The 12,363-nt window shown below is 72.6% G+C and carries 8 protein-coding genes and 1 pseudogene; 5 read left to right on the top strand and 4 right to left on the bottom strand.

The annotated features are described in order from the left end of the window. Positions 1 to 89: 89 nt before the first annotated feature. Positions 90 to 1,187 carry a rhamnose ABC transporter substrate-binding protein gene (gene rhaS, locus V2S66_RS01170; RefSeq protein WP_330792402.1) on the top strand — a complete coding sequence of 366 codons (1,098 nt, stop codon included), beginning with the start codon at positions 90 to 92 and terminating at the stop codon, positions 1,185 to 1,187. A gap of 38 nt (positions 1,188 to 1,225) precedes the next feature. On the opposite strand, the gene V2S66_RS01165 is transcribed toward rhaS, so the two are convergent. After that, on the bottom strand, positions 1,226 to 2,944 hold the full coding sequence (locus V2S66_RS01165) for an RICIN domain-containing protein (protein WP_330792400.1): 1,719 nt from the start codon (positions 2,942 to 2,944) through the stop codon (positions 1,226 to 1,228). A 184-nt stretch (positions 2,945 to 3,128) separates the two neighbouring features. After that, a pseudogene (locus tag V2S66_RS01160) lies at positions 3,129 to 4,395 on the bottom strand (NAD(P)/FAD-dependent oxidoreductase). Between the two features lie 389 nt (positions 4,396 to 4,784). Between V2S66_RS01160 and V2S66_RS01155 the strand changes: the two are divergent. Next, the gene (locus V2S66_RS01155; RefSeq protein ID WP_330792398.1) at positions 4,785 to 6,674 is read left to right on the top strand and encodes an arabinofuranosidase catalytic domain-containing protein; all 1,890 of its coding nucleotides are present in this window, start codon (positions 4,785 to 4,787) and stop codon (positions 6,672 to 6,674) included. 83 nt (positions 6,675 to 6,757) lie between these two features. After that, positions 6,758 to 7,582: an EI24 domain-containing protein gene (locus V2S66_RS01150; RefSeq protein WP_330792810.1), complete on the top strand. Its 825-nt coding sequence runs from the start codon at positions 6,758 to 6,760 to the stop codon at positions 7,580 to 7,582. A gap of 28 nt (positions 7,583 to 7,610) precedes the next feature. On the opposite strand, the gene V2S66_RS01145 is transcribed toward V2S66_RS01150, so the two are convergent. Together V2S66_RS01145 and V2S66_RS01140 are read right to left on the bottom strand one after the other, a co-directional pair. Continuing rightward, a complete protein-coding gene (locus tag V2S66_RS01145; RefSeq protein ID WP_330792396.1) occupies positions 7,611 to 8,942 on the bottom strand; it encodes a ricin-type beta-trefoil lectin domain protein in 1,332 nt (443 codons plus the stop codon). 149 nt (positions 8,943 to 9,091) lie between these two features. Then, positions 9,092 to 9,499 (bottom strand): hypothetical protein, encoded by a 408-nt coding sequence (locus V2S66_RS01140; RefSeq protein ID WP_330792394.1) that lies wholly within the window; start codon positions 9,497 to 9,499, stop codon positions 9,092 to 9,094. Positions 9,500 to 9,725: 226 nt separating this feature from the next. Here V2S66_RS01140 and V2S66_RS01135 point away from each other — a divergent pair, with 226 nt between their 5' ends. Together V2S66_RS01135 and V2S66_RS01130 are read left to right on the top strand one after the other, a co-directional pair. After that, the gene (locus V2S66_RS01135; RefSeq protein WP_330792393.1) at positions 9,726 to 10,985 is read left to right on the top strand and encodes a copper resistance D family protein; all 1,260 of its coding nucleotides are present in this window, start codon (positions 9,726 to 9,728) and stop codon (positions 10,983 to 10,985) included. Positions 10,986 to 11,451: 466 nt separating this feature from the next. Beyond that, positions 11,452 to 12,246, top strand: coding sequence for a DUF1206 domain-containing protein (locus V2S66_RS01130; RefSeq protein ID WP_330792391.1), 795 nt, complete (start codon positions 11,452 to 11,454; stop codon positions 12,244 to 12,246). The last annotated feature ends 117 nt before the right edge of the window (positions 12,247 to 12,363 follow it).

The following is a 12,363-nucleotide window of genomic DNA, read 5'->3' as shown; positions in this document are numbered from 1 at the left end:
GCCCGCCCTCGCACCATGCCCTCGCACCACCGCCCCACGTCCCGCTCCCCGGTCCGCCTGCCGCGGTGCGGCAGCGAAAGGAAGCCCGCATGTCCCTCGGAACCGTTCCCGTCCGCCGCACCGTGGCCGCGGTCGCCGCCGTCGCCGTGGTCGCACTCGGCGCCGCCGCCTGCGGCGGCACCACCAAGAGCTCCACCGACAACTCCTCCGCCGCAGCGCCGAAGGCCGACCCCACGGCGACCGCGAACCCGAACGCGCCGCTGAAGAAAGGCCTGACCATCGCCTACCTGCCCAAGCAGGTGAACAACCCTTACTTCACCAGCTCCGACGGCGGCGGCAAGCAGGCCGTCGAGGCGCTGGGGGAGAAGTACAAGGAGGTCGGCACCAGCAGCGGCACCGACACCGCCGGCCAGGTCAGTTACGTCAACACCCTCACCCAGCAGCAGGTCAGCGCCATCGCGGTGTCCGCGCAGGACCCGGGCGCGCTGTGCACCGCGCTCAACCAGGCGCGCAGGAACGGCGTCAAGGTCGTCACCTACGACTCCGACACCAACGCCGGCTGCCGCGACCTGTTCGTCTCCCAGGCGAGCGCCGAGGACCTCGGCCGTACGGAAGTACAGCTGATGGCCCAGCAGATCGGCGGCAAGGGCCAGATAGCGATCCTTTCGGCGGCGCAGACCGCCACGAACCAGAACACCTGGATCGGCTACATGAAGGACGAGTTGAGCAAGCCCCAGTACAAGGACGTCAAGCTCGTCAAGACCGCCTACGGCAACGACGACGCCCAGACGTCCTTCCAGCAGACCCAGGGCCTGCTCCAGCAGTACCCGAACCTGAAGGGGATCATCTCCCCGACCACCGTCGGCATCAAGGCCGCCGCGCAGTACCTGTCCGGCTCCAAGTACAAGGGCAAGGTCCAGCTCACCGGCCTCGGCACGCCCAACGACATGCGCGCCTACGTCACCAACGGCACCGTGCGGTCCTTCGAGCTGTGGGACCCGGCCAAGCTCGGCGCCCTCGCCGGGTACGCCGCCGTCGCCCTGGTCTCGGGACAGATCACCGGAGCCGAGGGCCAGACCTTCACCGCCGGCGACATGGGCACGTACACCGTCGGCAAGGACGGCCTGATCACCCTGGGCAAGCCCACCGTCTTCGACAAGGCCGACATCGGCAGGTACCACTTCTGAGCCCGCACCGCCGCTCAGCGGGTCAGCCGGTCAGCCGGTCATCGGGGTTCGAGCTTCCAGATCTGCGGCGACAGCTTGTTGCAGGTCCACTGCTGGACGTTGGCGCCCGGGGTGGTGGAGCCCGCGGCGACGTCCAGGCACTGGGCGCTGCCGGTGTTGCGGAAGGTCCAGTAGCCGTCGCCCTGGTTGAGGGGCTGCCAGCGCTGGGCGGGGGAGCCGGTGCACGGCTCCTGGTCGACGTTGGCGCCGGGGGACGTGCTCGCTCCGGCGACGGTCACGCACAGGCCGGAGTTCTGGCCGGTCAGGGTGAAGTCGCCCGAGGCGGTGCGGGTGAAGCGGAAGTTCTGCGGGCCGAGGGAGTTGCACGTCCACTGCTGGATGTTGCCGCCGGCCGCGCGGGAGTCGGCGGAGACGTCCAGGCAGTCGCCGCTGATGACGTTGATCAGACGGTAGGTGGATCCCGGCGTCAGGCCGGCCCCGGAGGAGTCCTGGGTGCCCTGGGCGGAGCCGGTGGCGTAGAACGGCTGGCACACCGAGCCCACGTAGTCGGTCGCGATCTCCAGCAGCCTGCTCCCGTCGGCCGAAGGCAGCAGCGGCGAGCTGTAGTTGGGGCAGTAGCTGCCGTCGGGCGAGGGGACGGCGACGGGTGCGGCGACGGGGAACCAGTAACCGCCGCCGTTCTCGGTGTTGACCAGCACGGTGCGGCCGCTGGTGGTCGACAGCGCACCGCTCGCCTCGCGGAACTGCTGGCCGGCCAGGACGAGCCGCCCTGCCGCGGTGCCGTTGTTCAGCCAGGCGACGGTGGGCGCGTGGGTGAAGAACTGACCGGTCTCGGTGGTGATCAGCGGACCGGTGTCGGTCGGCGGCCCCCAGTTCGCGCCGTCCGCCGAGGTCCGGTAGTGCGCGGCGCAGTCGTACCTGTCACCCGTGCCGCACACCTCGTAGGTCATGTAGTGGCTGCCGTCGGGGCGTTGGACCACGGTCGCCATGCCCGGTCGCAGGGCCGCCCCGGCCGGTGCGACGGTCGGGTACACCGGCCCCCAGGTGCGGCCGTCGGAGGAGAAGCGCTCCTCCAGCGACTGGCTGTGCGCGGCCGGGTTCGTCTCGTCGGAGTAGTGGCAGACCAGGTCGCCCTCGTTGTCGACGTCGAACTGCGGCTCCCACAGCCCACCGGTGTTCGGGGCGGTCTGGCAGGGCGGCAGTTGGGACCAGGTGGCACCGTGGTCCTGGCTCTGCCACACGTCGATCGCCATCCGGCGGCCGGCCGGGCTCTGCCCGACCGAGGCTCCCCACAGCAGGGTGCCCGCGGGCATCGCGCCGATCTGCCGTGGCAGTTCGAAGAGGGTGGAGCAGCACAGCCCGTTCACGGTCGCCGGATCGTGGATGCCGCCGATCTCGCCGAAGGTGGCGCCGCCGTCGTTGCTGCGGTAGACGCGGCCGACGCCGCCGGCCGCGTCGAAGTCCACCACGGAGGCGATGACCTGTCCGTTGGCGGCTCCGGAGTGCGCCAGACGGATGACCCGCGGGTAGAGGCCGGTGCCGTTGCGCAGCGCTGTGCCGGTGGCGTCGGGACGGACCGTGCCGGTCGCCGTGTGCGATGCCGCGGCGGGCCCCGGGGCGGCAGCCGGCGCTCGGGACGCGGCCGCGGCCGCCGCCGCTCCGTCCGCGCCGAGTCCGGCGCCGACGCCGAGAAGGGACAGCAGCAGGGCCGACGCCAGCGCGACGACCGGTGTGAGCGGGTTCCTCCCGGTGCGCATACGGCCGCGCCTCCTCTTCGCCGATCGGTCAGGGCGGTGACGCGCAGGATTGCAACGATGTAATCCCGCGTCGGAAGCATGACAGCACGCCACGATTGACATGTCCATACCTCGCGTGCGAGCGCCGTCCCCACCCCTGGTCGGCGGCCCGCGACCGCCGGGAGCGGGCAGCGGCTGGAAGCGGTCAGCCGCCGAAAGCCAGGGTGCCCGAGGCCCGGTCGGCGAGGATCTCACGCGCGGCGCGGGCGCCGGACGCCAACGCGCCCTGCACCGAACCGGTGGCCCGGTGGTCCCCGCAGACGTACCGCCCGGGGGAGTGACGGGTGGTCCGGCTCAGCGGCCAGGGCGGGACCATCGCGGGCAGCGCCTCGGCCACCGGGTAGACCGCGACCGGCTCCCAGTCGGCGGTGTCGGTCCCGTACAGCTCGGCCAGCACGCCGCGGACCTCGGCCTCCCGGCCGGGACGCTCGTCCCGCGCCGAGCACGGACGTGGACACCAGCGCCCGCCCGCGCGGCGCGTACGTGGGGGTGACCTCGCTGAGCACCACCGTGTTCAGCACCCGCCGCGCCGTGTCGGCGATCAGCGTCGGTTCGCCGAGCGGGCTGCTCGGCGCCGCGTGGTAGTAGGTGGTGACCGAGCGGGTCGCGGGCACGTCGAGGCCGGGCAGCAGATCGGCCGCCGCGCCGGGTCCGGTCGCGACGACCACCGCGGCCGCGGGCTGCTCCTCGCCGTAGGCGGTCAGCACGCCGCCGTCGGTGAGCCGCTCGACCGGGACGCCCAGGCGCACCGTGCCCTCGGGCATGTCGGCGGCCAGCTGCTCGGGCACCGCCGCGACGCCCTCCGCCGGCAGGCACTGCGTGCCGCGCATCATGGAGCGCCACACCAGGTGGAAGAAGCGGCTGGACGTCTCCAGTTCGTCCTCCAGGAACACCCCGGACAGGAACGGCCGGAAGAGCGTCTCCACCAGGTCCTCGCCGATGCCCGCGTCGGCCAGCGCGGTGCGGGTCGTACGGTCCTCGGCCCGCTTGAGCAGCCGCGGCGGCGTCACCAGGTCCCGACCGCTGAGCATCACCAGTCCTGCCAGGTCGCGCAGTGAGGCCAGCCGGCCGGGCAGCAGGTCCGCCGTCTTGCGCGGCGTGCGGGTCGGATCGGCGAAGCGCAGCCGCCCGGTCGGGGTGTGCAGCAGGACGCCCGGGGTGAACGGCCGCAGGGACAGGTCGTGCAGCCGCAGGCGGCGCCGCGCCTGCGGGTAGGAGGTGTTGACGACCTGGAAGCCGCGATCGAAGCGGAAGCCGTCGCGCACGTCGGTGCGCATCCGGCCGCCGACACCGTCCGATGCCTCCAGCACCCGTACGGCCAGTCCCGCCGCCGTCAGGTCCTGCGCGCAGGCCAGGCCCGCCACGCCCGCCCCGACGATCAGGACGTCCACCTTCTTCGCCGCCGCCGCCATCGCGTCACCGCCCTCTCGTCCGGCCGGTGCGTCCTGCCCGGTACGGCGGTCGGCTGCGACCGGCCGCACGGGCGTGCCCGGCGATCATCCAGGAGACGGGTACCCGATCCGCCGGGTTCGTCCCGCGCGGCGCTAAGTTTCGCCGGGACGCGTCCCCGGCGGCGGCGCCCTGAGCAGATGAGATGCCCCGAGGAGATGCCCCGAGGTGGGGACCCCTGCTCCCAGGGAGTCACATTTTCGGACAGGGTGACGACCCTTCAGGAGAAAAAGCAACAAATATTGACACCCCTGAAGGGTCCGCGTAGGTTCCGAGCCGGTCGCCGAGCAGCGCCCACCAGGCGGTCGCGTAGATGAGTTCAGCTCCATTCCCCCACCCACAGGAGCGCACTATGCGCAGAACGACCCACTCGGCCCCGGGCGCCGTCCCCAGAAAACCCGGCGGTCCGGCTCTCCGGTACTGGAAGGCCCTGCTGTCCGTCGTGGCGAGCCTCGGCATCGTCCTCGGCGCCCTCGCCGTCCTCCCGGGCGCGGCGCAGGCGGCGGGTTCGCTGCCGTGTGACATCTATGGTGCGGCGGGTACGCCGTGTGTGGCGGCGCACAGTACGACGCGTGCGTTGTTCTCGGCGTACAACGGTCCGCTGTACCAGGTCACGCGTGCTTCCGACGGCGGCAGGAGCGATGTCGGGCTGCTGGCGGCCGGCGGTTACGCCAACGCGCAGCAGCAGGACAGCTTCTGTGCGAACACCACGTGTCGGATCTCCAAGGTGTACGACCAGACCTCGCGCCACAACGATCTGCTGCCCGGTCCGGCCGGTACCGCGGGCGGGGTGGACCGCGGGGCGGACGCCAGTGAGATCGCGGTGACCGCGGGCGGTCACAAGGTGTACGGCATCTGGATCTCGCCGGGCGTGGGCTACCGGTACACCGGCGTCGCCTCGGGCGTGGCGGTCAACGGCCAGCCCGAGGGCGCCTACATGGTGGCCAGCGGCACCCACGTCGGCTCGGACTGCTGCTTCGACTACGGCAACGCCGAGCGGACCCCCTCCGACACCGGCAACGGCCACATGGACGCCGTCAGCATCGCCACCACCTGCTACTTCGCACCGTGCACCGGCTCGGGCCCCTGGGTCGAGGCCGACATGGAGAACGGCATGTTCCAGGGCGACAACGGCTCCAACACGGCGAACGCCGGAAACAGCAGCGCCTACGTCACGGCCGTGCTGAAGAACAACGGCCAGACGACGTACGCGATCAAGGGCGGCAACTCGCAGTCCGGCGGCCTGTCCACCTGGTGGAGCGGCGCGCTGCCGACGCGCGGCGGCTACCGGCCGATGCAGCAGGAGGGCGGCATCATCCTCGGCACCGGCGGCGACAACAGCAACCGCAACCGCGGCACCTTCTTCGAGGGGGTGATGGTCGCCGGCTACCCGACCGACGCCGCGGACAACGCGGTGCAGGCGAACGTCGTCTCCGCCGGCTACTCCGGCCAGACCGACGTGCCCAACGGCCCGCAGGGCAGCGTCACGGGCCCCGGCGGCCAGTGCGTCGACGTCGCGGCCGACGACACCGGTACCGACGGCACCGGCGTGCAGCTGTGGAACTGCCAGTCCTACGCGGAGGACCAGCACTGGACGCACAACGCCGACAACTCGCTGAGCACCATCGGGCGCTGCCTGGACATCAACGGCAACGGCACCGCGGCGGGCACCCAGGTGGAGCTGTGGGACTGCAACGGCGTCGGCGGCCAGAAGTGGGTCCAGCGCTCGGACGGATCGCTGTTCAACCCGCAGTCCGGCCGCTGCCTCGACTCGCCTAGCGGCGCGACGGGCAACGGCACGCGGCTGCAGATCTGGGACTGCAACGGCAGCGCCGCCCAGAAGTTCGCCGTCAACGGCGGCGCACCGGTCGCCGGCCCCGGGGCCAAGTGCCTGGACGTCGCAGCGGACGACTCCGGCGGCAACGGCTCGGTCGTTCAGCTCTGGGACTGCCAGAGCTGGGCCGTCGACCAGCACTGGTACCACAACGCCAACGGCTCGCTGCGCACGCTCGGCCGCTGCCTGGACATCAACGGCAACGGGACCGCGGCGGGCGCCCAGGTCGAGCTGTGGGACTGCAACGGCGTCGGCGGCCAGAACTGGGTCCAGCAGAGCGACGGTTCGCTGCTCAACCCGCAGTCCGGCCGCTGCCTCGACTCGCCGAACGGCGCGACGGGCAACGGCACGCGGCTGCAGATCTGGGACTGCAACGGCAGCGCCGCCCAGAAGTTCGCGCTGACCTGACCTGACCCACACGGTGGCGCGGGACCCCGGTCCCGCGCCACCGCTCGTGATGAGGGCCTACGATCCGGGGCATGCGAGGTGGCATGCGGGATCTCCTGAAAGGCGTGCGCCTGCTCGGCCAGGGGCAGCGATGGGCCTACCGGCACGGGCGGGACTGGCGGTTCGGGATGATCCCGGCCCTCATCACCCTGGTGGGCTACGGCGCGGCGCTCGCCGCGCTGGTGGTGTGGGGCCCCGGCGCCGTCGGCTGGGCGACGCCGTTCGCCGACCACTGGGCGGAGCCGTGGCGGGGCCTGCTGCGCGGCGGACTGGACGTACTGCTGTTCTGCGGCGTGCTCCTGCTGGCCGTGGTGACCTTCACCGCGGCCACCCTCCTGGTCGGCCAGCCCTTCTACGAGGAGCTCGCGGCCCGCGTGGACCGCGCCGAGGGCGGCGCGCCCGAGCCTCCCGAACTCCCGCTGTGGCGCGAACTGTGGATCTCCGCTCGCGACAGCCTCTTCCTGCTGGTGCGCGTCGCGGCCTTCGGCGTGCTGCTGTTCGCGGCGGGCTTCCTGCCGGTCGTGGGCCAGACCGTGGTGCCCGCGGTCGGCTTCTGCGTCTCCGGGTTCTTCCTCACCGTCGAACTGGCCGGCGTCGCCCTGCAGCGCAGGGAGGTGCCGCTGCGCACCCGGCTGGCCCTGCTCCGCGGCCGGCTCCCGCTCACCCTGGGCTTCGGTGTGCCGCTGGTGCTGGCCTTCCTCGTCCCCTTCGTCGCGGTCCTGCTCATGCCCGGCGCGGTGGCGGGGGCGACGCTGCTGGCCCGCGAACTGCTTCCGGCCGCGGAGACCGCGCAGACCACCGAAGCCGTGGAGGCCGGCGGGGCCGGGCGGCCGGCCGCCGCACCGCCCCCGGCGGGGGACGAGCGGTGAGGCGGCCGGCGTCGGCGTGCGGCTGGCGTCAGTGCGGCAGCGCCCACTTCTGGTTGGCGCCGCCGGTGCAGTCCCAGATCTCCGTCTGGGTGCCGGGCGTCGTCGACCAACCGGTGTCGTCCAGGCACTTGTTGGACTGCGGGTTGTAGAGCGAGCCGTCCGAACGCGGGATGAAGACCTGGGACCCCGTGCCGTTGCAGTCGTACAGGTCGACCGCCGTGCCGTTGGCGGTGCCGCCGGCGTTCACGTCCAGGCACTTGCCGAGCACGTGCAGGGTGCTGCCCGCCTGGACCACCGTCCACTGCTGGGCGGCGGTGCCGTTGCACGTGTAGACCTGCACCGGGTTGTAGTTGGCGGTGCTCGCCGCGCGGTCGTCCAGGCAGAGGCCGCCGTAGCCGGTGATGGCGCTGCCGTTCGCGGGCGGCGGGGTGGTGCCGCCACCGCCGGTGGTGGTGTAGGCCGCCACGTACCCGACGCTCATGGTGCCGCCGGAGGTGGTGCCGGACCCCGGTGAGGTGCAGCCGCACACGCCGTTGGGGAAGCCGCCGCCCATCGCCAGGTCGAAGATGATCATCAGGTTGTGGTCGTACGCCTGCTGCCAGGTCGCCGCGCCCACCTGGCCCTCGGTGACGCTGAAGTAGGCCGAGCCGTCGAGGTAGAAGGTGATCGACTCGTTCGAGGTGTTGGTGCGGTCGAGGATCATCGAGTAGGTGTGGTAGCCGGACTGGCAGCCGGAACAGGCGCGCAGGCCGCTGCCGATGCCGTTGCCCTCGTTGCAGACGCCGCCGGGGGAGGTGCCGCAGTGGATCGTGCCGGCCACCTGGGACAGGGCGTTGACGTCCTCCATGATGTCGATCTCGCCGTTCTCCGGCCACTGGCCCTGGCCGAGCATCCAGAACGCGGGCCAGTAGCCGAGGCCGTTGGCCGGGCTGGGCTGCTGGATGGACGCGGTGACCTGGAGCTTGCCGCCGGCCGGGGCGCCGGCCACCGCGGTCGGGGTGTGGATGCGGCCGGAGGTCCAGTTGGACCCGCTGCCGAGTGCGGTGATGGCGAGGTGGCCGTTGCCGTCCAGGTGGACGTTGGCGGTGGAGTTGGTCATGGTCTCGATCTCGCCGGTGCCGAAGTTGGAGCCGGGACCGGTGTCGTACGTCCACTTCGAGGTGTTCGGGGCGCTGCCGGAACCGCCGGCGAAGTCGTCGCTGAACACGGTGGTCCAGCCGGACGGCGGCGCGGGGACGGTGACGGCGCTCGCCGCGGGCGCGCCGGTGGAGAAGGCGGCGAGCACGCAGAGCGCGGCGAGGGACAGCGCCGCCGCGAGGCGGCGCGCCAGGCGGCGTATGCGGGGGGTGGGGGATGGCATCGACGACTCCGTGGTGGCGAGGGGGGAGAGCCGGGACGGTGGCGGAGGCCGGCGGCAAACGGCGCGGTCGCCTCGGCGCGTGCGGGCCTGTGCGGTTGTGGGCGCCGACTGATTGAAAGTGTGAACATGCCAACGCGTCAAGAGTCTGATCAGGACGTGTCGCCGCGACCCTCCCCGCGGTCCTCGCCGCCGTGCTCCGACGAGCTGTTCTCCGCGGGGTCGAACGGCTCGTCGAGCGAGCCGGGACTGGTGAAGTCGGGGCTGGAGAACCCCGGCGCCGAGTACCCCGCGCCGTCCGGCACGAGGTCGTCGGCGTCCCGCGACTCGTAGTCGGGGCCCTCGAACGGCGGCACCTCGAACGCAGGCACCTGGTAGTCGCCCGGCGGTTCGTCGGGTCCGCTGAAGTCGGGGCTGGAGAACGAGGGGCTGCTGAACCCCGGCCGCGCGTGGCCCGGTTCGAAGCCATCGTCCGGCGCCTCGTCCTGCGCCGCGGCATCCCGCGCCCGCGCCTCTTCCGTACCGTCCCGCTCCTCGCCGTCGAGCCAGTCGCCGCTCATCCGCCCCACCCTCCGCTCGCGGTGCCGTGCGCCGCGCGCCCGCCGCACCGTGTGCAGCGTACGAGGCATACGCGGTCAGCGGGCGCGGAGCGGACCGTTCCGGTACGTGGCCGGGGGCGGTCGTGTTCAGCGCGGGCGGCATCGGGTTGCCCACATTGACCGCAGAAGTTAGGCATGCCTAACCTAAGCTGCTTCGTCGGTCTCTCAGAACAGGAGTTCTTCGGTCATGCCTCTTCCCGTCCAGTTGTCACCCGATGTGCTGTATGCGGCGGGCGCGGCGCCCTCGACCCCCCTCGGCCCGTTCGAGGACAGTGCGGTGGCGTGGGCGTCCTGGACGACTCTGATGGGATTCGTCGGCCTGGTCGCCCTGGCATTGGTGGCCGCCGGCCCCGCCGCCCGCCGCGCGGGAGCCCGCCCCGCGGCGGCGGTGACCGTACGGCTGTCCCGCGCCGCGGTCCTCCTGGGGATCGCGGCCTTCCCCGCGGCGCTGACCGGCCTCGCCCACGACGCCTCGGCGAGCGGCGGCTACGACTACGGCGCCGCATGGGACTCGCTGTACGACGGGACCAACGGCGGCCGCCTGTCCGGCCTCGAGGTCACCCTCGTCCTGGTCGGCGTCGTACTCGTCGCCCCGCTCACCGTCCGCGGGATCGCCGCGGGCGCGGCCCGGGTGCGGCTGCTGGCGGGCGGCCTGGCCGCGGGAGCGGTCGCGCTGGGCACCACCAGGTTCCCTGACGCCGTGCCCGACGACTGGGGACGGACGAGCTTCGAGACGCTGATGTGGATGCTGCACCTGCTGGGCGGCGCCGTGTGGATCGGCGGCCTGCTGGGCCTGTTGCTGCTCGCCCTGCCCGGTGCGATCGCCCCGGCCGACAGGGGCGTGTTCTGGCCGCCGGCCATCCGCCGCTTCTCCGCCGCCGCGATGGGCTGCGTCGCCGCCATCGCCCTGTCGGGCCTCTTCCTGTACTGGGAGCACGTCGACGGCCTCTCCCAGCTGACCAGCACCATGTACGGGCGGGTGCTCGGGGTGAAGATCCTCATCTTCGGAACGCTGCTGCTGCTCGGCGCGTTCAACCAGTTCTGGCTGCACCCGCGCGTCGACGCGCTGCGGGCGGGCGGCGACCGGCGGCCCCTGCACAGCCTCCTGGCGCGGAAGTTCCCCGCGGTGGTCGCCGCCGAGACGGTGCTCGGGCTGAGCGTGCTGTTCGTCGCGCCGTTCCTGCACGGATCGGCCCGCAACCAGGCCTACCAGGCGGGGCTCGCCGCACACTCCGCCGTCGACCTGGACGACCTGCCGAAGCTGCCCGCCAAGGCCGTCAGCGCGTCCACCTGGGTGTGGGGCACGTCCGAGACCCTCCTCGTCATCGCGCTGATGGTCGCCGGCTACCTGCTCTCGGGGCGGCTGGCACGCCGCAGGGCCGCCGGCGTCGCGGCGAGCACCGCGACGGCCGCCGCGACCGGGCAGGGAGACCTCGTCGAGGCGTGAGCACGGCGCGAAACGGCCCCGGCCTCCCGCGTACCGGGAAGGCCGGGGCCCGTGCCGTCCCCTGGCGGGTCGGTGACCGTCGGGCGACGGCCGCACGGATGGCCGCACCGACGGGCGGGGTGGGGTGGTAGGACTCCCAGTCGTTCTTGATCCGGAGGACCCACCCTTTGCCGAGAACACCGCGGCTGCCCATCTCGTCTCGTGTCCGGCGAACGCCGGACGCACGTCGGCGAACTGGAAGCCCGCGGCGGCGGCCTCGCGCTCGATCACGGCGCTGGCGTCGTCGGACATGTCGCCGTCCCCGGCGCCCGAGCCGGAGGGAGGTCAAGACCGGCCGTCGTGGCCAGCCGTTTCGCGCCTCAGGAACCGAGTTGCCTCGCCGGTGGCTCAATCCGCGGATTGCGGGAAGCCGCAAGGTGTGAAGACGCAAACGGGAACAAGGACCGGCCGACGTGATGCCAGAAACGTGGCCGACAGCAAGGCAGTCGAGATCGGCGGCCGCGCGGGGTTCGTGGCGCGCGGAGTGATCTACGTCCTGGTCGGAGTGCTCGCTGTGCGCGTCGCCTTCTCCGACAGCGGCGGCCGGCAGGCCGACCGCGGCGGCGCGCTCGCCGAGATCGCCGGCAAGCCCTTCGGGCACGTGCTGCTGTGGCTGCTGGGCATAGCCCTGGCGGGCATGGCGCTGTGGCGGCTCTCCGAAGCCGCCTTCGGCCAGGCGGGACCCGACGGCCGCAAGCCCGCCAAGCGCGCGGCGGCCGCGGCCCGCTGCGTGTTCTACGCCTTCGTGTCGTACTCGGTCCTCGCCTACGCCGTGGGCGAGAAGGGCAGCGGCAGCGGATCGACCGACAAGCGGACCGAGGACGTGACGGCCAAGGCACTGAACTGGCCTGGCGGCCAGTGGATCGTCGGGGCGGCCGGTGTGGCCGTCGCCTGCATCGGCCTGTGGATCGCGATCCGCGCCGCCATGCGCAAATTCCACAAGCACCTGAAGATGGCCGAGATGTCGCCCCGGGAACGCCGCGCCGTCGACTTCCTGGGCGTGTTCGGCGGCGTGGCGCGCGGCGTCGTCTTCGCCGCGGCCGGTGTCTTCGCGGTGGTGGCCGCCGTCCAGCACGACCCGGGCAAGTCCAAGGGCATGGACAACACCCTGCGGTCGTTCACCGACACCTCCGCAGGCCCCTGGCTGCTCGTCCTCGTCGCCGTCGGCCTGGTCGCCTTCGGCGTGTTCTCCTGGGCGAACGCGCGCTGGCGCAAGGTGTGACAGGCCCTTCCCTCGCGCACGCTGGTGCGCGCGTACCACCCCCGTTCGGCGCCACCCCACCGGTGGCGCCGAACGCGCGTCCAGGCAACCGCGCCCTGCCGGCCCAGCCTCCCGCGG

The sequence above is a fragment of the Actinacidiphila polyblastidii genome (assembly GCF_036353415.1).
Taxonomy (GTDB): domain Bacteria; phylum Actinomycetota; class Actinomycetes; order Streptomycetales; family Streptomycetaceae; genus Actinacidiphila; species Actinacidiphila polyblastidii.
The sequence above is the reverse complement of the archived record's forward strand: the minus strand, read 5'-3'. Positions and strand labels throughout refer to the sequence as shown.